The organism is Rummeliibacillus sp. SL167, assembly GCF_007896505.1.
Classification (GTDB): Bacteria; Bacillota; Bacilli; order Bacillales_A; family Planococcaceae; genus Rummeliibacillus; species Rummeliibacillus suwonensis.
The window spans coordinates 157,898-177,713 of sequence record NZ_VCBM01000005.1 but is presented as its reverse complement, the minus strand read 5'-3'; the positions used below and the strand labels follow the sequence as shown (position 1 = coordinate 177,713).

Below are 19,816 nucleotides of genomic sequence, written 5' to 3'. Positions count from 1 at the left end.
TTATAATTTAGCAGTCTATTTGTTGAAAAATAGACTGCTATTGAATTTTGGACTATTAATTTTCCAAATTGAGTAACCTGCATACTTAATAGATAATCTATATTGTTAATTTCTAATCCAGTAAAGTGCCAGTAAGTTTTTCGTGTTTGTAACTGTAATTAAATAAGTTCATCACTTATCTCCTCAAATAGCTCTTCACCAAACTCATAGACTATTTTCTTGATTGTTCGATCTTTAGGCTTTTCTCCTGTATTTACTTGAATTTCCTTGATAAGAAACCGAAGTAATTCCTTTTTATCATAGTCATCTAATAGGTTATAAAATGCATTAAAATCATTAGCAATGTGACTAATTACCGGTAATAAGTCATTATTATTCTTTAATTCTATCTGCTTTGTTAGTAGTATTTTAAATTCCTTTTGTTCAATTTCTTGATTCTGAACTCTATTCATTTCTTCACTAAGTGTATCTATATCGATTATTCTTTTCGTATAAAGTTGCAAGAGATCCTGCTTCTCTCTTTTTAATTCAATTAAATTTTTTTCTAGTAATTTAAGTTCCTCTTCAATTGGTTCAAGTTCACTTTTTAGATTATCAATAACAACTCTTTGTAAAGGTACAGAGAGGTTTAAATCGTTTAGGTAATTCATAACCTGTGATAAGACCTCTTGTTCCGCATACTCCTTTCTTACAAGGTTCGACTTACATGCTTTAGAACCACTGTTTTTAAAACGGCCACACACGTAATATTTGTACTTTTTGTTTGCATTCCCTTGTACCATTGCGCCTCCACAAGTAGGACACTTTAATATACCTGATAATGGAAACGATCCGTTGTGTATTTTTTCTTGGGTATAACTACGTAGTGATAAAAGCTTTTGGGTTCTTTCCCAAAGCTCTTCACTGATAATAGGATAATGGTTACCTTTTTTATAGTTACCTTTCCATTTAACATAACCATTGTAGATTTTATTATTGAGAATAGTTCTGACTGCGGTAATTGACCAATGATTATCCTTTTTGGTTTTGATACCTTGCATATTTAAATTACTAGCTATTTTTCGATAACCCCACATTTTATTGGAGTAACAATCAAAAATGTACTTAACTACTCTTGCTTCATCTTCGTCAATTACTAATTTCTTATTTATTAGATTGTACCCAAATACCATTCCACCGTTAAAGTCACCATTTTCAAATGTCTTCTCCATACCTAGTGATGTACGGAAGGCGATTAGATCTTTTTCGACTTCTGCAATAATACCTAATATCTGATAGATTAGTTTTGAATTAGGATCATTTGTGTCGATATTATCAGCGATAGAAATTAAGTTCTTGTTAGCCTTTTTTAGACGACTAAAGATATATTGGGAATCTAAAGAATTACGTGATATACGATCTTGTTTAAATACGATGATGGAATCAATGTTATTCTCCTTTTGGAAAACGTTATAAAACATCTCTTTAAACTCAGGTCTATTTGAAAAGCTTTCTCCTGATGCGGGTTCCTCTACATATATTTTTACAAGAATAATATTATTTTCCTTACAATACTTTTCTATTGCCTCCATTTGTTGTTCAATCGATGTGTTATCTAGTTGTTTGTTTGTGCTAACACGCACATAAGCATAAGCTCTTATATATTTTACTGGCATATTAACTTGCAGCCCTGACATTTCAATCTTTGCTGTCATCTTTCCCCCTCCATTTCAATAGAAAATCCTTTTCCTATAGAATCAGAGTATTTAACCATTAGGTCTGTTAGGTAATTTAGAAAGTCATAGCCTTTTATTTTTGTTAACTCTTTACTTGTTGCAAGTCTAAGTCTGTAATCTTTATCGTAATCTAATATTTCATTTTTCATCATAATATAATGAACTCCCCTTATCTATTTGTGATTTTAAGACACAAATAACAGCCGGCTCGTCATTTGCTGAAACATGATAACCGCGAAAAAATGATATTTTAAGAGGAAATCAAAAATATTTTTATTTTATTTGGATTTTGGAATAAATTTGATTGGAATTTTAGGTGGATATAAAATGAGGTAAAGGATGAAGTGAGGGGAAACGAATGCTATCAATCTCTAGGAAAGATTTATATGAAAAGCTGTGGAATATAGGAATTACTAAAACAGCAACAGAACTAAATGTTCCATATAATAAATTGAAAAATGAATGTACTAGTAATGATATCCCACTACCTACAGCGTCTTATTGGAGTAGCTTATATATGGGAAACGAGAAGCCAGTTCAGCCAGCGTTGCCAAATCCAAATGATAATCGTATGATTGCTCTCGCAAAGGCTAAAAAGCAAAATGCTCCAGCACCTAAAAAAGTTATAAAAACTGTAAATGACGAAAAACCTAATAGTATTTCTACTGAAACAAATGTCACTTCACGTATAAAGAAAAAAGAAAAGCCGACCTATTTTTCATACTTAGGGACTGAGCAACAAAACCTAACAGATATTTATAACGCGTTAAAGGTTAATAAAAATTTGTCTAGTAAACCCCATAGGGAAATAGTAAAATACCGCAAAAAAACTCAGTCCTATAGAGAAGATAGACTAAGAATAAATTCAGCCTCTGGTGAAGTTATTCCAGAGATTTTACCTTTTATTGATAGTTTATTTAAAGCACTTGAAAAGGCAGGAGCAAAGATTGTTAGTAAGTATGATGAAACAGAAGTATTGTATAAAAAATATACTTTTACATTGAATTTTAAACTACCTTGTAAAAAGATAATGCTTTCTCCGGATGATAAAAATTATTCAGACTATCATACATTTGAATATGAAACAACCGGGAAAATAAACGTTGAAGTTGGTTACAAAGTTTATTGGTATAAATGGGGTAGATACGAAAAATTAATAAAACAAACTAAGACTACAACCCTAGAAGATTTACTAAGAAGAGTATTCTTATATATATTTTCACTACCAGAAATCATTGATGAAAAAGAAAGGGACTATATCATTGCAGAAGAGAAAAAACTAAAAGAAGAACAAGAGAGGGAATTAATCAGGGAGCGGAGAGAAAGGGAATATAAAAGAACTCAGGATTTGTTGAATAACTCGGTAAACTATTTTTATTCTAAACTAATAAAAGAATACATTTCTGCTGAATTAGATGAAACAACAGATGAATATGTATGGGCCATGAAAAAAGCAAAGTGGATTCAAGATTCAAATAAATACCAAGATGATATATTAAGAGAAGAAGACAAAGAAATGCTATTAAAGATAAAACCAAAGATATAGGTGGTCTATCTGGTTCCTTGTCTTTAGTACCTATGCAATATAAAAATTAAATAAAAGAAATTATAATTGAAAAAGAAAACGGAAGTGCCATTTTATGACACTTCCGTTTTCTAGAACTACAAATTGTACCAACACCAGAAATATTCATCGTGGCGTTAATCAATCTTGTAATACTAATAGACATATCTATTATAGTCACCAGACTATTATCTAGCAACCATACCACACTAAAATATACGTAGAGATTCAGCAACGAAAAATGTGTCATTCACTAGTCCTTAGTATATGGTAACAACAGCGTATATAATCCTTTCTTCTGTTCAAGGGATAACGATGAAATCATTTTAATTAGTATAGTATCTAGTTGCTCTTCTGTACTTACATCGTCTTCTTCACATAATTCAATGTTTTGTAGTTTACTTTCCCCTTCAAGTGCATATAGAAAATCACCCATTGATATATTAAGTGCCTTACATATTCTTTCTAATAAGGAGAAGGTGATCTCTTGATTGCCGCTTTCAATTCGTGACAAAGAAGGTTGAGAAAGACCAATTTGCTTTGCAAAATCAACCATTGTTAATTTATTTTCTCTTCTTAACCTACGTATCAACTTTCCAGCTTGTAAATCGTCCATTAATAAATTTCCCTTCTCATTCTATTTCCTTTATCGTATTATTTTCTGGTTTTACAATCAATAGATATCATGATATATTCATAATATAAATATATTCATATTTAGAATAAAAGGAGTGGTTCAGATGATTGATGGTTTCCCCAGATTGGTTAATAACCTCATTGAAAGTCGTTTAGAAAACATTATTACTAGTGAAGAATATGAGATGTTTATGGAAGGGATTTATAAAGATTTGGAACAGAAGCTATCGTCAAGCATAAACGACCTTGATGAAGAGGCAAAGAATAACCTTATTGAAGATCTTAAATCAAATATTTTTCAACAGGTATTCCATCAGAGTAAGTTGACCTATCGTGTTGCGTTTAAAGATGCATTTTCTTTTTTTGTTGATACTTTATTAATGCCTAGAAAGTAAAGGAGTTGTTTAGAATTATGTCGTTAATGAATCTATACAAAGGAAAATTGGTTATAGAAATTGTAACAGCTGTAAAATCTAGCGATGAAAAAACTATGACAGATCAAGTGCATGAAGGATTTAAGCCTGAACTAACTAATGAGATTATGGCTCTTTTGGGAGCAAAGGGATATATCAGTCAATCATTTGGAGTTACATTGGAGAATCAGGGTGTAGCATATGATGCTGAGTTGGAACTGATTGAAAAAGAAACACAGAAATCTATAAGAAGAGCTGAATCAGTTTATAATAAGGCAAATCGTATAACTATAAAAATCGACTAAGGGGATATCAAGAAAGCAATGGTTAAAAGTACAAGTATATTAGAAATACCAAAAGCTTTATTTGAAGATTTGGAAGTTAGCATTAATCGTGGTGAATATATTATCCGTTATATGATTGATGATGTTAAAGAAGTACCAGCTATGTTGGTAAAACAATATGGATATTATGCAGTTCCCCAAAGTATCATGGTTGAAATAAGAAGAGGAACAATGCCCTTAGCAAATGTAACATTCCTCTTTGCATGTTACTATGTGGCATCTACAAATAATCGTAAAAGTATTCGAATGGATGACGTTTTTGAATGCATAACAAGAAATTGGGATGAGAACCGAACTCGTACCGCTGCCCAGCACTTTAGTTTAACTTTATCTAATTTGAACAGATTTCAAAGATGGATTAAAATACATGAACATAATAATAAATACTCTGTAAAGTATTGATTAAAAGGAAGTTTCCAAAAAGGAAGCTTCTTTTTGTGATATGGTTCTTATATATTTAGTGTTAATATCATGGCTATTTGGAAGTACGCAAATAGTAGTTAGAAAGGATGGTATTTGATGAAAAGAGTATTAGTTAATAAGGTTCGTTGTAAAATATGTAACGATATAATTGAATCAATACATACTTATGATTTTAAAAGATGTAAATGTGGGGCTATATTTCTGGATGGAGGAAAGGATTACCAGCGATGTGGATGGGGTATGAATCAGTCTGGAAATGCAAAGCTGGAGGATTTTATTGACTTTAGTTATTCAGTTTATGAGGAAGAATGAAGATAGTCACCTTGCTAAATAGGATATGGTAACGATTAAAGGTAACTAATATTAGATACTAGGAAGAAGAAAAGAAAAAACAAGGCATAGAAATACAGTAATAACCAGCGTTTGTCATGATATCTATCATTGGTTACCAATATATGATAATGGCTTTTTTTAGTGTAAGTAACCATCGAATAAGTGTATTACTTTGTATAATGGTTACTAATAATCGTAACGAATAGTAAAAAGAAGTAGTAAATTTATGAAGGTCAAGATTAGGGGAATGTTGATATTTCTGAGTTTCAACATGGTATCTATTAATGGTAACGCATGAAGGTATCCTTATCAGTATATTTGTAGTTTAATATGTAGGCAGTCATTCGGAGTGAATGACTTGGAGAGTTAAAACCTTGTTAGTACGTTATAAACGGCCTTTTCATTATCTTTTAAGGGGTGAATAATGAGTTTCAATCCGGATTGATTTAACCGATCTTTAACTGCGGGATCTGCAGCAAATCTATTAAAAATATTTTCCCCTCTTTTTATTCCATCCGTAAGCTTAGAGCGGTTAGAGAAGCTATTATCTGCAATAACAAGATCCATGATATGAAGTTCTTCTTTATTTCTTTCAGCTAGAATTGCATATTTAAATACTTTATCTATCAATGTTTCGATGGGTTCTGTTCCCATGTCCAATTCAATGTTAATATAGGTATTTTTAGTTGTTCTTGGTTTTAACTCTATGATCCAATCAGGTTTTACAAAGGTCATAGTTTTACCAAATGTACTAGAATTTCCGTTCATATGTTTCGAAATATTAGAATGATAAGCGCCTTTGTTTCTCTGATGCAAATTTTTCTCCTTCCTAATCCATTCTGTGTATTGAAAGACAGAGGGTGAATGGGAAAATAAAGTTAAATCATAAAAGTTAGTATATTTAATCTCGTTCGAATCTTCATCTTTAATAACTTCGGCATGTAGACTATTTAATATGTTAATGGCTGCTTGCTGAGTTGCTAAAAAGTGCATCAAATTCTTCTTTTGATTAAACTTGTAGATTTTCGATTTGTTATATGATTGGTCTAATAAATTATATTTAATAAGCAAATCAATGCCCTTGCTACCTATACATAAATATTTAAATCGTTCTCCATCGAATCCTTCACTATAATTATTACCACGAATCAAGTAGTAATCTCCGAATTTACGAATTCGGTTTTTAAAACTGTATTCCTTTATTCTAATTTCAAATATTTTTGTAGCAACTTGATATAGTTGCTGCAGTGTTAACATTCTTTGTTGTTCTAGAAAAGCTAAAAGTTGTAAGTCAGTTTTAGATAATTCTAATCGCTGTTTTGCATTTTTCTTTAATATTATCTTATCAGGCATAATCTCTCTCCTTTCAAATTTAGGGGTGAATATTTTTTCTATTGTAGAATCCTTTTTAGTCCTCCTATCTACCTACTATTGTTAGACCTCAATATGTCAGCTTAGACCATATTAAGTCTACAAGTAATACACTTCCTGTAAGTAATGAAGTTGGAACGCTATTTTTAATTGATTCGGCCACATTACTTGAGTAGTCGATTGTAAAAGGGAAGTGATTTATAAATAGTTTACTTTCAAATTTTTATATTCCTAGTCCTATAAAATAAAAGAAGTAAATTCAATAGTGAGTGGTGTTTATAAAATAAAAGTAAAAATACTTGCAAAATAAAATCATCGTTGTATAATGATAGTCAAATAAATAAATTGGTCGACTTTCTCAACAAAAAGGGAAAAACCCAAGAGGAAGTAGTGAAATATACACATGCTTACGTGTATATATTTTGCTACGTCTGTCATGGGTTTTTCTCTTTTTTTATTCGAGAAAACCTAATGGCAGACGTAGACGAGGAGATGATAATCAGGAAACAAAATTCAAATTATATTTGAAAACATAGTTAGTGAGAGGGGAAAGTATTCAATTGCAAAAAATAAAAAAAGCTGTCATCAGAGAAGATTTAGTGGAATTAACAGGTAGTACGGAAGAAGCAGTAATCCTAGGTCAATTAATTTACTGGATAGATCGTATGAAAGATGCTGGTAAATATAAACTTGAAGAAAGAGAGCGCTTAGAAAATAATTTAGTAGATTCTTATAAACACGGTTGGATTTATAAAAAGGCTGAGGAGTTGGCTGAGGAAGTAATGCTCGGTGTGTCATCTAATACGATTCGAAAGTATTTAGGTAAAATAGTAGACAAAAATTATGTTAAAAGGCGAAATAACCCCCGATATAAGTGGGATAAGACATTACAATATCGTGTGAACTTAGTGAAAGTCATCTTAGATTTAAGTAATTTAGGATATCCAATAGATGATTACAAACAGCTATTACGAATGGAAGAAAATGATACTTCGAGTAAACAAACTGGTTCTCCGAATGTGGAAAAAAGCGATTCGAAGCTCAATGATTGCGCTGCAATACCAGAGATTACTACAGAGATTACTCCAAAAATTAATACAGAGACTTCTTCGTCAAGTGAATGGATTGAAGATGAATTTAATGTTTATGATTCAAATCAATTTGAATTAATTAGTAAAACCTACTTGAGTCTCAGTAATAACAAGCAGTTATCGTCTAATGATCAAAAGGCAATCAAGGATGTTGTTGAAGAGAACTGGGAGACTGATCGAGTTATTGGTTGGATAAAGGAGTGTTTCAATAACTTTAAGCTAAAACACAAGTTAGATAACATCCGGTCATTCCGGTATGTTGCAAATTATATATTTGATCAAGCTTATAAAAATGAACAGGAGGTATTAGAAAATGAACAATCTACGGGATATATTGCCAAAGATGAATATTTCCAACGGTTCGGCTCAGCCATTATACAAGATGCCGGGAAGATTAACGAAGGCGACAGATGATTGTATGTACAGAGAATGTGACGGCTCTGGACTGATTCATATAATCAGAGAAGATGGATCTGAGGTAGCGATGATGTGTAAATGCAGAGAATATAAGGAACTATTGAATCAAATAAAAACTGCTAGAATACCAGATGAATATATAGATAAGAGAATAAGTGATTTTGATACGAAAATCTATCAGGTAAAGAAAAGTGTGGAAGTAGCGCAATATGCTAAGAGGATTGCAACACGCTATGTTGAACAATATCTAGAGATGGAGGATATGGGGAAAGGATTATACTTTTACAGTAATACAAAAGGATCTGGAAAAACACTTCTATCAATTGCCATTACCAATGAACTCATCATCAAGTATAAGATCAAGCCAGTGTATATTTCTGTAGTAAATATGCTAAATGAGATGAAGCATTCATTTTCTAGTAAAGACTCTAATAGAACCTTTTATAGTTTAATGGAGTCGTTTAAGCATGCTTCATTACTGGTAATGGATGACCTTGGTGTAGAGAAAACAACGGATTGGTCGGAAGAAGTTTTGACGCAAATCTTAGATGAACGAATGAGTTACAAAATGCCAACTATTATCACATCTAATATGCCAATACAGTCACTTCAAAAGAAGTATCCTGCTGGGAGGATTAAAAGCCGTATTGAAAAGATGACATTCCCAGTTGTTATGCCTGAAGAGAGTGTAAGAGAAATATTATCTAAAAAGGAAAATGAAGAAATAGCAAAGATGTTTCTAAATGTAGTGGATTAATGTGTTGGATCTCTTAAAATATAGAAAAAGATTGTTAGAATATAATTGTAACAGTCAAAAAAATAGAATTGAATATAGGACTAAAAAGGGAAAACCCCATTTCTATAGAGTGACAGCATTGTGTGTATGCTGCAGTCTTTTAAAGGTGGTTTTCTCTTTTTATTTATCTTGAAGAACACGCATTTAACAAAAGGAGGGAAAATTAATACATGAAAATCATTGTTAAAGATTCCGATAAACTACGAGCAATGTTAATTGAAAAAGGGTTTTCCCAACGTGAGTTTTCGAGATATGCCGGATTAAGCGAAAATTACTTTAACCAAATTGTTAATCATAAGAAAAATCCTAGCCCGGCAGTTGCAAAGAAAATATCAAATCAATTGGGTTTAGAATTTCATGATGTTTTTCAGATTAAAAAATAAAAAGGATAGAATTCAATTTTATCAATAACAAGTATGGTGTATTAGTGAGCAAGAAGATAATTTCGTAACTAGATAATATGGTTAAATTATCATCTGAAAATCTTAAAAAAACTTTTTGTTATCCTCTTCAAATATCAAAAAACGAGGATACAATGTTTTACACAAGTCGATGAAGTATATTTTAACAACAAATAAATTTTTTAGAGGAGAGAAACAAAATATGAAATGTTTTGCTTATGTTCGAACTAATAGCGGAAAAAATAAAGAGGTTTCTTTACAAAAACAGACAGGAATAATCGAGGATTTTATTGATCAAAATAATTGGAACTTAGATTCTGTTTATGCTGACGTTGGTTCCGGAAACAATATTAATAAAAACTTTCTTAAAATGATTGAAGATGCACAACAAGAAAAAATCAATGTTATTATTGTGAGCGATCCCTCACGAATCTCAAGAAATTCCAATTATCTATCTAATATGGTTGAAAAACTACGTGAGGAATATAAAATTCGTATTATTACAGTAGATTATGAAATTAATACTTTTTTGCATAATAGCCTACGTTAATTGTAATTAAAATTAAAAATTTAGTTTGAGTAGTTCTATGCTAATAGTAGACAGAGAAGGCAATTCGACATTAGATGTTTGTCTTCTCTTTTTTCTTTTTTTAAAAAGGAATAAATAAAAATCCAAAAAGGAATTATAAATACTCTTTACAAGTATTAGTGATTTATGGTATAACTATAAATGAAGTTAAAACTTTATAAAGTATTGGGAGGGTTTCTATTATGAATAGACCAATTGCAGAAAGAAGTAGAACAGCGACAAATAATCAAAGAATATTTCAACGTGATTTATTTTTGGAGGAACAAAAAAAGGAATTTAAAATACCTTTCTGAAGTATTCGAAGAAACTGGGTTTGTTGTTGAAACTGTAGAAATAGATTCAAGAGCAATATTTGCACCAATTGTTAAATTTGTTAACCATGAAAAGAAAGCAGTAATGTTCAATACGCTATTAAGCATAATGGGATTGAATAACTTTAGGATCACTCCTAGAGGGAAATTAGTAAAATTTGAGACAGTCCTGAAAAAGAATGTTAACAGAGAAGGTAATACGAGAAAACAACACATAAGTAGAATGGCAAAGGTAACACAATCAGACGTTAAGTTACTAGCAGACCTATTAAGTAGTAAACGTCAACAGATTACTACGTATTTAAATGTTACAAGGGAATTAGAAGTTTAAGAGATGGAGTGAGTAAATATGAAAAAGGTTGCCATTATTGGTGGTGATAATAAAAAAGGATACGAGGACAAGTTAAAGACATTAAATTTTGAGTTAAAATATCATGATGGAAGAATAAAAAGAAAAGGGACCAAAAATTATTTCAGCAACTTATTAAAAGATGTTGAATGTGTTATAGTTATACTATCAGCTGTATCTCATGGTACAATGTATGCAGTTAAAGATGTTGCAGATAAATTTGGAATAAAAGTGGTTTATCACCGCAGTAAAGGAATTTCTAGTGTTATGAATGCTGTCCACGAGAACGTGGCTTTTTATTAAAAGATAATTAAAAGGAATTTGAAATACCTTATTGGAGTAAAATTAATACATTGATGAGGAGTTGTTGCTTTGATGGATAACATTGAGTTAAGAGCAAATAAAACAAGTAGGGCAATTAGCGAACGACTTAGAGGAGAGGTGCAGTCTTATCAATACCATGAAGTAGGAAGTAGAATTTTTACAGCAAAATTCTTGTTAGTAAATAAAAGTCATTCAATAACTATACCAGATGATATGTCTTGGGAAAGAATCAGTTCTTCTCACTATAATATAGGAAATCTGATTGATGAGTTATTTCATAAGATTGCGCATAACAATGAGTTTAATCTAGATCTGCTAAGTAGTTTTTCTCTTTCAAAGATAGGAGACCATGTGCTGTATGATTGCCTAATGATTATGGACCAAAGTTCTCTAACAATAGAAGAGTTTCAAGATACAAAATTAACTGGTGAATATTTCTTACATCTCATACAACGACTAATGGAAAGTGAAGGAAAAGAGTTAGGAACATCTGTAACACCAGAAGGATTAAATAGACTTATGATACGAATATTAAATCCTTCTAATGGCAGTTTGTACGATGGAGCAGCAGGAATTGGGGGATCGTTAATTGAAGCTTACCGTTTCAATAATGACATTTCAATGTTTGGGCAAGAGATAAATGAATCAAATGTTGCTATAGCTTACATGAATGCAATTGTAAATGGAATAGATTTATCAAAATTTCAAATTGCAAAAGGTGATACATTGTTCTCTCCCGCATTTATAGAAAATGATAGTAACTTAATGCAGTTTGATTATATTGCGATGAATCAGCCCTTTGGTTTGAAATTAAACAATATACAAATGATGGATTATGATCCTTATGGCCGTTTTAGCGGTAGAATGGGAAAAATCAGTAGAATGCATGGTGATCTAGCGTTTTTACAACATACAGTTGCATCTTTGAATGAAACAGGAAAAGCCGCTGTAATAGTTCCTGTAGGAGTATTATCAAGAAGTTCTCATGCTGAAAGGGCGTTTAGAGAATATATTGTCAACAATGATATTATCGAGGCTATTGTATTATTACCAAATAAACTCTTGTCGTATACAACGATTCAAACTGTGCTACTAGTATTAAATAATAAGAAGCATTCAAGTAGAAATCAACAAGTTTTGTTTATAAATGCCGAAGAACAGTCTACAAGCAAAGTACGATCACAACATTATTTAACACAAGACAATATTGAAACAATTGTTGCTATGTATGAACGTTCTTCAACAGATACAGATGATGTTAAAATTGCTAAACTGCCAGAGATTATAGAAAATGAATTTAATTTAAATCCAAATCAATATTTTACAAGCCAAACTGTGGAAACCCAATTTGGTGATGTCATTATAAATAAAGCTGTATATGATGAAAAGGTTAAAAATAAGAGGACTTTAAAAGAGATAGCCCAATTATCGCGCGGAGTTAACTTACCAGCAAAGAATACAATTAAAGAAGGACAAAAAGGATATAAGGTTATCCAACTAAAGGATGTAGAAGATGGTAAAATAGACTTAGAAAGTATTGAAGTAATTCCAGTTAATAATGCCGAACGTTATATGGTTGAGAGTGGTGACATTATTATAGCTAGTCGTGGAACGGCTTATAAAGTGGCAATTGTTCCCGACCATAATGAACCTTTAGTACTATCTAATATGTTTATAAGAATTAGAATTATGGATAAGGCATATAAGCCGGAGTACATTAAAGTTTTCCTTGATAGTCCAGTTGGTGTGGCTCTCATTGAGGGAATGAAAAAGGGTGGAGCTGTAAAGGCATTAACTACACGTGATATTGAGGATGTTGAGTTTCCTGATATTGAATTAGATGGACAAGAGGAGATAATACAGACAGTAGAAGATGCTGAACTAAAATATATGGAGTTGCTCCAACAAGCAAATGAAGTATTAAAACATGGGAAGTTAAATGCTTATAGAAAGATGGGGCTTAGAAATGTTATTGAGGAATTGGATTAATTTGATCTGTTCCATCTTGTTAGAAATGATTAAGTAATTTCCTTTCGATCAAAATTATGTAATTGCTTGCAAATTTTAATTATAAGCAGTTAAAGATTACAAGCCAACTAATAAATATAAGTTTAGTAGGTTTAGGAGGTGATGCAATGAATAAAAAGCTAGATGATCTAATTTCCCATATTAACGATAATTTTCGTTTTGGTAGTAAAATAAAGCAGAATATTGTGGACCAGTGGTTTAAAGAATACACACTTAAAGTCGAAGAAAGGTTTACCGTTTATGATGAACTAGACGCTTTGCAAATTGAAATCATTGATCACCCCAAGACTGTATTAAAGGCAAATTTATTGAAGTTGTTTAAATGTATCGAGTTAGAAAATGAAATTAACAGAAGTATTCTTATAAATTGGTTCAATCAAAATAATATAGATGAAAGTATACAAGAGAATATTCTAAGCGATCTAATGAGAAAAGGCTATATCATTATTGACGATACACAGCAAGAGAAAAATGAAAATGACTTTGATTTCGATCTACCTGATGACTTATTTGAAGATGATTTAGATTCATTACTGGATGATGACAGCTTCATTGGCCATGTTGATTCACTCGAAGATGTTATCGATAAGTCATGGAATATTGAATATTTAAATCAAATACATTCAGGAGATGAATCCAAACGAAAGAAGTCAATTAGCAATCTAGTTGAAGCGAATAGAAAATTAGTTTGGAAGATTGTAAAGCGTTATTCAGGCTTAGCAACAGTGGGGTTTGATGTAAATGATATGTATCAAGTGGGGGTTATTGGATTACTAAAGGCTGCAGAAAAATTCGATGTTTCCTTGGGTTATCAGTTTTCAACTTATGCAACTTGGTGGATAAGACAAGCTATTACTAGGGGAATAGCGGATTGCTCAACATTAATACGAATTCCAGTTCATTATAGGGAAAAAATGAATAAATTCATAAAAATAGAGAATGAACTGTGGAATGAATTAGCTAGGCCAGCTACAACATTTGAAATTGCCAAAGCAATGGAAGAGCCAATTGATGTTATTGAGGAATTACGTTTTTATATTTCACAAAGTAATTTAGATAGTCTTGACCGTCTAGTTGGGGACGATGAAAGTACGGCATTAGGTGAACTAGTTATAGATGAAAATTTAAATACTCCAGATGAGGAATATTATAAGATTGAGCTAAGAAATATAATTGATGATATTTTTCAAGGAGAATTAACAGAGAGAGAAATGCAAATTTTATATTATCGTTTAGGCTTTAATAATGATCAAACAATGACACTAGAAGAAATTGGACAAATATTTAATGTAACAAGAGAAAGAATTCGACAAATAGAAGCAAAAGCTCTTAGGAAGCTTCGAAAACCAAAAACTACAAGAGTGCTAAAGGAGTATATGTATGAATATTGAAAATAGAATTGAGGAAATAGTGAAGCAAAATGGACCATCTATTGTTGTTTTAAAAGGTTTTGATACAAGTGAACTAAAAAGAGAGCAAAAGTACTTTTCGTTTGATATAGACTACTTCGATAAAGTAGATTTGTCAACATTAGAAGAACAAGTAATAGAAGACATTATCAAACATCGTACTTTTACAGAAGATTATTTATGGATGACGATTGAAGAATATCAATTATTTAAAGAACAAGAAGCTATTAATAAGATGCCTTTGCTGGTAATCGAAAATAATTTATTCGAAAAACAGTATCCATACAGAGGTACACTGTCAAATGTAGATAGCATTTACCACTATTTATATTATCAAGAAGATAATGAATTAGAAAATGACCAGTTAAAGGTATTAGAAAATGTTTCTAAGTTTTATGGACAAATAGATTATTCAAAGCATAGTGGTAATTATTATGTGACTTACCCAGAATTTGATAAAAAGCCATTGACCTTCAAATATTATGATGAGATGGATTATGACTTTAAATATAGCGATGATTACCCAACAGAACATATTTTGCAAATAGAATTATCAGATGATGAACTTCCATTTTTAGATCTTATTATGAACATTATATTAAAAGAAGATACCAATAATGTTTTATTTGTTTTATCAGGGACAAGTGAGTCGGTACCTAATAATTATTTAGCACGTATTAATATTATCGCTAATATTTCTGATATTAAAATTTATTTTACAACATTATCAATAAGAAGAAAAGTAATAGAGAATGAAGATTCCTATATAAAAATATTGAATAACGTTTATAAGTACGATAATTACAAGGAAATTGAGTTTTATAAGAACATAGAGAGTCAATCTAAAGAAACGATAAAAATTTCGCAAGCCCAAATTATCGATGATATAGTCATTCAGGCAGAAAAAGCAATACATGGCGAAGACTTTCGTGATATATATATAACTGCAGCAACTGGAGCGGGAAAGTCAGTGATGTTCCAAGTTCCTGCATTATATTTAGCGGATAAATATGCAGATGATAAGCCTTTAACTTTAGTTATATCACCATTAATCGGTTTAATGAATGATCAAGTTGAAAGTATGCATAGAAAAGGTATTAATAATTCAGCTACGATAAACGGAAATACCCCACTTTATCAAAAAGAACGCATACTTGATGGAGTTCAAAATCAGCAAATTGATATTTTATATCTATCTCCTGAAACGTTACAAGCTCGATCCGATATTAAAATGCTGATTGGTGATAGAAGTATTGGTGTGGTGATTATTGATGAGGCTCATATAGTAACTACTTGGGGAAAATCATTTCGCTCTGATTATTGGTATTTAGGTATTTATCTAGCTAAGTTAAGAAAAGAATACAAATTTCCTATCGTTACTTTCACTGCAACGGCTATATATGGTGGTCGAGAAGATATGTATTTAGATACGAGAAATAGTCTTAATATGATAAGTCCTATTTCTTACTTCGGAAAGGTTCGTCGTGATGAGATAATTATGGTTGTTCAAAGTAGTGAAAAGGATTTAGAGAAAGAAGGAAGGGATTATCGAAAAACGAAGCACGCATTGGCGTTGAAACATTTAAAAAAGGCCCATAAAAACAAACAAAAATCATTAATTTATTTCCCAACAGTAAGATTGTTGATGGATTTTAGTAACTTTTTAACGCAAAATGAACCAGATATTGCTAAAGTTACAGGTAAATATTACGGAAGCCTACTTAAAGAGGAAAAAGATGAAGTTTTATATCAATACAAAAATGGAGATTTACAATTTGTTTTAGCAACTAAAGCTTTTGGAATGGGTATTGATATTCCTGATATTACTAATGTGTACCATTATGCTCCTACTGGGAATGTTGTTGATTATATTCAAGAAGTCGGAAGGGCAGCTCGTGATAAGGATAAAGTAGCTAATGGATTTGGTTTAATTGATTTTTTAAATCGTGATATGAATGAAGTTAAACAGCTATATGGTATGTCGGCGATCCGAAAGAGTCAAATTATTGAGGTTATGAAAAAAGTTTTATCAGTATATAAAGAAAAGAATAATAACCGTAATTTAATTATTAGTCCAGAGGATTTTAAATATATCTTTGTTCAAAACAAACGTGATGAAGATTCATTAGATAATAAAGTGAAAACAGTGTTATTAATGATTGAAAAAGACTTTTCGTCACCAAATAAGCTTGGATACTCTCCTTTTGTAGCAAGACCAAGAAGTTTATTTGGGAATGATTTAATTTTCGTTACTCCAGAATTAGAAAGAACATTTATTCATTCTAATTTGGGAAGATATTTTAGTAAGCTATACGAAATACAGAGCAAGAGTTATTCTGCTGTATATCAGGTTAATTTGAGTGGAATATGGGAGAAACATTATAGAAATATGTCTTTTCCAAGTTTTAAATTTGCATTGCACACAGCGGAGGAAAGAGAGAAACTGAAGCATAAATCTATTTTTGAAAAGTTTATATATGCTTCAGGAGTAAATGTAGGATTAAATAACAATGAAACAGTTGAGTCAATTATTTCCAAGTATAATTTATTCTTACAAGCATTTGAAACATTCGTTAATAGTTATAAAATATCTGGAAAACATTTTTCAGTTGAGGATCTTGGATACCATTTTATGAAAGCATTAAAAATCTCTGATAAATTCGAAGCTATGACGTTTGCACAAACGGTCATTAACGCAGCATTTGAATATTCGAAGATAAAGGAGATTAAATTCATATATGAACGAGCGAGCAGTGGAAATTCAAAGCCGAAGTATATTATAAACAATGATGGGGATTTATTTACTACATTCATTAAAAGAGGTTTGTTAGCAACATTGAAGCCGAGTGAAAATTTCGTTGAGAAGGATGATGATATACTGACATTTAACATGAGAGCAAATAGTGTGGAATTAGATGCGAAAATAGCAGCACTGGGAATTGGGGAGAGTAGAAAGTTATTAAATTATCAAGTGGTGGGTGGAAACAATCCACAAATATATTTAAGAATGAACTCAATTTATCCATTAGAAAAAGCTATTAAACAAGGTGATTTTTATCAAAATAGCATATTGAAAGATGTTCAAGCCAAGCACTATACAAGTGTTGAAATGCTGAAGTATCTTTTTACAAAAGAAAAAGAAGGAAATTCACCAAAAGAGAAGATTCTAAATTACTCAAAATGGTTTTGGGATAATATAGAAGATTATTTTATGGGAATTCTACCAAGTGAAGTAAAGAACGCTTTAAGTAAACCCAAGAAATAAGTCCTATCTATTTTAAAGCCGGCGCTAAACACTTTACGCTTTCTAAATAAGAAAAAAGGATCATATGTTAAGCCTTTAAAGCTTTAACCTCTTAGAGGATAAGTATTAAAATAACCAAAGGAATGTTCACCTAATAGTGTTTATTCCTTTGAGTTATTTTACTCATGATAAAGAAGTATGTGTAAATTAGGGAAAAAATTTCAGGTTTAAAATAAAGCAATTAATAGGATAGAAAAGGAAGTAAGACAATGACAGAAAATCAACGTAATGCACAAACAACGATTAACGTACAAAAACAAGCAAATTTAATTTGGAACGTTGCTGATATATTAAGAGGGTTATACAAACCACATGAATATGGAAAAGTTATTTTACCTATGACAGTAATCAAGCGTCTACATGACACGTTATTACCAACACGTGATAAAGTGCTTAAAGCGTCTGAACAACATAAAGACATGAATGAAGCTTTTCGACATCGTTTTTTAACACAAGCATCAGGTTATTCCTTCTACAATACTAGCGTATATACATTTGATACGTTACTAGCAGATCCAGCAAATATCGAGACGAACTTCCGAGCATACTTAAATAGTTTCTCAGATAATATGCTAGATATTTTAGCTAACTTCAAATTTGATGTTGAAATCTCTACATTAGCTGATAATGATGCACTATTTCATGTTATTCAAGAATTTAATAAAAAAGAATCATATCTAGGACCAGATAAGGTAACAAGTACAGATATGGGATATATTTTTGAGGAATTAGTTCGTAAGTTTTCTGAGAGTTATAACGAAGAAGCTGGGGAACATTTCACTAGTCGGGATATTATTTATTTAATGACGGATTTACTATTAATCGAAGACAGAGATACGTTAACAGGGGAAGATGTCGTGAAAACGGTGTACGACCAAACTATGGGAACATCACAAATGTTGTCGGCAATGACAGAACGCATCCATGATTTCAACGAAAATGCTGAAGTAAGAACATATGGACAAGAATTAAATCCAGAAACATATGCAATTGCTAAAGCAGATACGATGATTCGTGGTGGAAACCCTGATAATATGGCGTTAGGAAGTACATTATCGAATGATCAATTTGAAGGATATGAATTTGATTATTGTATATCCAATCCACCTTTTGGAAGCGATTGGAAAAGGGATCAAAAGGCTGTAAAAGATGAACATGCATTAGGAGAAAATGGACGTTTTGGTGTTGGACTGCCAAAAATAAGTGATGGACAATTGCTCTTTCAATTAAATGGAATTTCAAAACTAAAAGCTACAGGAAGAATGGCAATTATCCATAATGGTTCTGCACTATTCTCAGGTAATGCTGGTAGTGGAGAAAGTAGTATTCGTCAATATGTCATTGAAAATGATTGGTTAGAGGCAATTGTTCAATTACCAAATGACTTATTTTACAACACAGCAATCCCTACATACATATGGATAATTACGAAAAACAAATCACCTGAACGTCAAGGAAAAGTGCAATTAATTGATGCATCAAAAATGTATGAAAAAAGACGGAAAAATATTGGTGAAAAACGTGTCGATATAACGGAAGAATGTAGAAATATCATAGTTCAGGCATATGGTGAATTTGATAACAAAGAGTATAGATTAGATGGAAGGATAGTTGAGTCAAAAATATTTGACAATGAAGATTTCGGCTACATACGTGTTACCGTAGAAAGTCCGCAACGTGATGAATATGGGAATATTATCTTAAAGAAAAATAAACCTGTAGCAGATACCAAATTACGTGATACAGAAGACATTCCATTAAAAGAAGATATGGATACTTACTTTGAACGCGAAGTATTAAAGTTTAATCGAGATGCATGGATGGACCGTAAGAAAGATAAAATTGGTTATGAAATCTCATTTACACGTTTGTTTTATAAATATACTCCACCTGAGCCTTCTGACGAAATTGCAGAACGAATTAAAATGCTTGAAGAGTCAATCGTTTCAAACTTTCAAGCTCTATCAGGTAAGGATGTGAGTAAGGTTGACTAGAGAA

The 19,816-nt window shown here is 31.3% G+C and carries 19 protein-coding genes; 15 read left to right on the top strand and 4 right to left on the bottom strand.

Annotated elements, in window-relative coordinates; genetic code table 11:
• Nucleotides 1-158: 158 nt before the first annotated feature.
• A complete protein-coding gene (locus FEZ13_RS17830; protein WP_146553783.1) occupies nucleotides 159-1,694 on the bottom strand; it encodes a recombinase family protein in 1,536 nt (511 codons plus the stop codon).
• Nucleotides 1,691-1,867, bottom strand: coding sequence for a hypothetical protein (locus tag FEZ13_RS19720; RefSeq protein WP_186725973.1), 177 nt, complete (start codon nucleotides 1,865-1,867; stop codon nucleotides 1,691-1,693). Before FEZ13_RS19720 ends, FEZ13_RS17830 begins: the two co-directional genes overlap by 4 nt.
• A 206-nt stretch (nucleotides 1,868-2,073) precedes the next feature.
• Here FEZ13_RS19720 and FEZ13_RS17825 point away from each other — a divergent pair, with 206 nt between their 5' ends.
• Complete coding sequence (locus FEZ13_RS17825; protein ID WP_146553782.1) at nucleotides 2,074-3,261, top strand: hypothetical protein; 1,188 nt, start codon at nucleotides 2,074-2,076, stop codon at nucleotides 3,259-3,261.
• Between the two features lie 271 nt (nucleotides 3,262-3,532).
• Here the strand turns inward: FEZ13_RS17825 and FEZ13_RS17820 are convergent, their stop codons facing one another.
• On the bottom strand, nucleotides 3,533-3,895 hold the full coding sequence (locus FEZ13_RS17820) for a helix-turn-helix domain-containing protein (RefSeq protein WP_146553781.1): 363 nt from the start codon (nucleotides 3,893-3,895) through the stop codon (nucleotides 3,533-3,535).
• Between the two features lie 124 nt (nucleotides 3,896-4,019).
• Between FEZ13_RS17820 and FEZ13_RS17815 the strand changes: the two genes are divergently transcribed.
• From FEZ13_RS17815 to FEZ13_RS17800, 4 genes are all read left to right on the top strand, one after another.
• Nucleotides 4,020-4,310, top strand: a complete 291-nt coding sequence (locus FEZ13_RS17815; protein ID WP_146553780.1) for a hypothetical protein — start codon at nucleotides 4,020-4,022, stop codon at nucleotides 4,308-4,310.
• Between the two features lie 17 nt (nucleotides 4,311-4,327).
• Nucleotides 4,328-4,633 (top strand): hypothetical protein, encoded by a 306-nt coding sequence (locus FEZ13_RS17810; RefSeq protein ID WP_146553779.1) that lies wholly within the window; start codon nucleotides 4,328-4,330, stop codon nucleotides 4,631-4,633.
• 18 nt (nucleotides 4,634-4,651) lie between these two features.
• The gene (locus FEZ13_RS17805; protein WP_146553778.1) at nucleotides 4,652-5,074 is read left to right on the top strand and encodes a hypothetical protein; all 423 of its coding nucleotides are present in this window, start codon (nucleotides 4,652-4,654) and stop codon (nucleotides 5,072-5,074) included.
• A 117-nt stretch (nucleotides 5,075-5,191) separates the two neighbouring features.
• Complete coding sequence (locus FEZ13_RS17800; RefSeq protein ID WP_146553777.1) at nucleotides 5,192-5,407, top strand: DUF7695 domain-containing protein; 216 nt, start codon at nucleotides 5,192-5,194, stop codon at nucleotides 5,405-5,407.
• A gap of 387 nt (nucleotides 5,408-5,794) precedes the next feature.
• Here the strand turns inward: FEZ13_RS17800 and FEZ13_RS17795 are convergent, their stop codons facing one another.
• Nucleotides 5,795-6,781, bottom strand: a complete 987-nt coding sequence (locus FEZ13_RS17795) for a replication-relaxation family protein (protein WP_146553776.1) — start codon at nucleotides 6,779-6,781, stop codon at nucleotides 5,795-5,797.
• 578 nt (nucleotides 6,782-7,359) lie between these two features.
• On the opposite strand from FEZ13_RS17795, the gene FEZ13_RS17790 reads away from it, so the two are divergent.
• The 10 genes from FEZ13_RS17790 (at nucleotide 7,360) to FEZ13_RS17745 (ending at nucleotide 19,812) form a co-directional block, all read left to right on the top strand.
• The gene (locus FEZ13_RS17790) at nucleotides 7,360-8,304 is read left to right on the top strand and encodes a hypothetical protein (protein WP_146553775.1); all 945 of its coding nucleotides are present in this window, start codon (nucleotides 7,360-7,362) and stop codon (nucleotides 8,302-8,304) included.
• Entirely contained in the window at nucleotides 8,204-9,064 is an 861-nt protein-coding gene (locus FEZ13_RS17785) for an ATP-binding protein (protein ID WP_146553774.1), read from the top strand. The genes FEZ13_RS17790 and FEZ13_RS17785 overlap by 101 nt, the downstream gene beginning before the upstream one ends.
• Nucleotides 9,065-9,273: 209 nt before the next feature.
• Nucleotides 9,274-9,486, top strand: coding sequence for a helix-turn-helix domain-containing protein (locus tag FEZ13_RS17780; protein WP_146553773.1), 213 nt, complete (start codon nucleotides 9,274-9,276; stop codon nucleotides 9,484-9,486).
• A 220-nt stretch (nucleotides 9,487-9,706) separates the two neighbouring features.
• Nucleotides 9,707-10,054, top strand: a complete 348-nt coding sequence (locus tag FEZ13_RS17775; RefSeq protein ID WP_186725972.1) for a recombinase family protein — start codon at nucleotides 9,707-9,709, stop codon at nucleotides 10,052-10,054.
• Nucleotides 10,055-10,288: 234 nt separating this feature from the next.
• On the top strand, nucleotides 10,289-10,735 hold the full coding sequence (locus FEZ13_RS17770; RefSeq protein WP_146553771.1) for a hypothetical protein: 447 nt from the start codon (nucleotides 10,289-10,291) through the stop codon (nucleotides 10,733-10,735).
• A gap of 18 nt (nucleotides 10,736-10,753) precedes the next feature.
• On the top strand, nucleotides 10,754-11,056 hold the full coding sequence (locus tag FEZ13_RS17765) for a DUF2325 domain-containing protein (RefSeq protein ID WP_146553770.1): 303 nt from the start codon (nucleotides 10,754-10,756) through the stop codon (nucleotides 11,054-11,056).
• A gap of 72 nt (nucleotides 11,057-11,128) precedes the next feature.
• Entirely contained in the window at nucleotides 11,129-13,066 is a 1,938-nt protein-coding gene (locus FEZ13_RS17760; protein WP_146553769.1) for an N-6 DNA methylase, read from the top strand.
• A gap of 146 nt (nucleotides 13,067-13,212) precedes the next feature.
• On the top strand, nucleotides 13,213-14,496 hold the full coding sequence (locus FEZ13_RS17755) for a sigma-70 family RNA polymerase sigma factor (RefSeq protein ID WP_146553768.1): 1,284 nt from the start codon (nucleotides 13,213-13,215) through the stop codon (nucleotides 14,494-14,496).
• A complete protein-coding gene (locus FEZ13_RS17750) occupies nucleotides 14,486-17,779 on the top strand; it encodes a DEAD/DEAH box helicase (RefSeq protein WP_146553767.1) in 3,294 nt (1,097 codons plus the stop codon). Before FEZ13_RS17755 ends, FEZ13_RS17750 begins: the two co-directional genes overlap by 11 nt.
• Nucleotides 17,780-18,027: 248 nt before the next feature.
• Nucleotides 18,028-19,812, top strand: a complete 1,785-nt coding sequence (locus tag FEZ13_RS17745; RefSeq protein WP_146553766.1) for a type I restriction-modification system subunit M — start codon at nucleotides 18,028-18,030, stop codon at nucleotides 19,810-19,812.
• The last annotated feature ends 4 nt before the right edge of the window (nucleotides 19,813-19,816 follow it).

What these genes read in the sequence shown, in the direction of transcription:
- FEZ13_RS17830 (WP_146553783.1), bottom strand. Translation starts at nt 1,694, where the DNA reads ATGACAGCAAAGATTGAAATGTCAGGGCTGCAAGTTAATATGCCAGTA.
- FEZ13_RS19720 (WP_186725973.1), bottom strand. Translation starts at nt 1,867, where the DNA reads ATGATGAAAAATGAAATATTAGATTACGATAAAGATTACAGACTTAGA.
- FEZ13_RS17825 (WP_146553782.1), top strand. Translation starts at nt 2,074, where the DNA reads ATGCTATCAATCTCTAGGAAAGATTTATATGAAAAGCTGTGGAATATA.
- FEZ13_RS17820 (WP_146553781.1), bottom strand. Translation starts at nt 3,895, where the DNA reads ATGGACGATTTACAAGCTGGAAAGTTGATACGTAGGTTAAGAAGAGAA.
- FEZ13_RS17815 (WP_146553780.1), top strand. Translation starts at nt 4,020, where the DNA reads ATGATTGATGGTTTCCCCAGATTGGTTAATAACCTCATTGAAAGTCGT.
- FEZ13_RS17810 (WP_146553779.1), top strand. Translation starts at nt 4,328, where the DNA reads ATGTCGTTAATGAATCTATACAAAGGAAAATTGGTTATAGAAATTGTA.
- FEZ13_RS17805 (WP_146553778.1), top strand. Translation starts at nt 4,652, where the DNA reads ATGGTTAAAAGTACAAGTATATTAGAAATACCAAAAGCTTTATTTGAA.
- FEZ13_RS17800 (WP_146553777.1), top strand. Translation starts at nt 5,192, where the DNA reads ATGAAAAGAGTATTAGTTAATAAGGTTCGTTGTAAAATATGTAACGAT.
- FEZ13_RS17795 (WP_146553776.1), bottom strand. Translation starts at nt 6,781, where the DNA reads ATGCCTGATAAGATAATATTAAAGAAAAATGCAAAACAGCGATTAGAA.
- FEZ13_RS17785 (WP_146553774.1), top strand. Translation starts at nt 8,204, where the DNA reads ATGAACAATCTACGGGATATATTGCCAAAGATGAATATTTCCAACGGT.
- FEZ13_RS17780 (WP_146553773.1), top strand. Translation starts at nt 9,274, where the DNA reads ATGAAAATCATTGTTAAAGATTCCGATAAACTACGAGCAATGTTAATT.
- FEZ13_RS17775 (WP_186725972.1), top strand. Translation starts at nt 9,707, where the DNA reads ATGAAATGTTTTGCTTATGTTCGAACTAATAGCGGAAAAAATAAAGAG.
- FEZ13_RS17765 (WP_146553770.1), top strand. Translation starts at nt 10,754, where the DNA reads ATGAAAAAGGTTGCCATTATTGGTGGTGATAATAAAAAAGGATACGAG.
- FEZ13_RS17760 (WP_146553769.1), top strand. Translation starts at nt 11,129, where the DNA reads ATGGATAACATTGAGTTAAGAGCAAATAAAACAAGTAGGGCAATTAGC.
- FEZ13_RS17755 (WP_146553768.1), top strand. Translation starts at nt 13,213, where the DNA reads ATGAATAAAAAGCTAGATGATCTAATTTCCCATATTAACGATAATTTT.
- FEZ13_RS17750 (WP_146553767.1), top strand. Translation starts at nt 14,486, where the DNA reads ATGAATATTGAAAATAGAATTGAGGAAATAGTGAAGCAAAATGGACCA.
- FEZ13_RS17745 (WP_146553766.1), top strand. Translation starts at nt 18,028, where the DNA reads ATGACAGAAAATCAACGTAATGCACAAACAACGATTAACGTACAAAAA.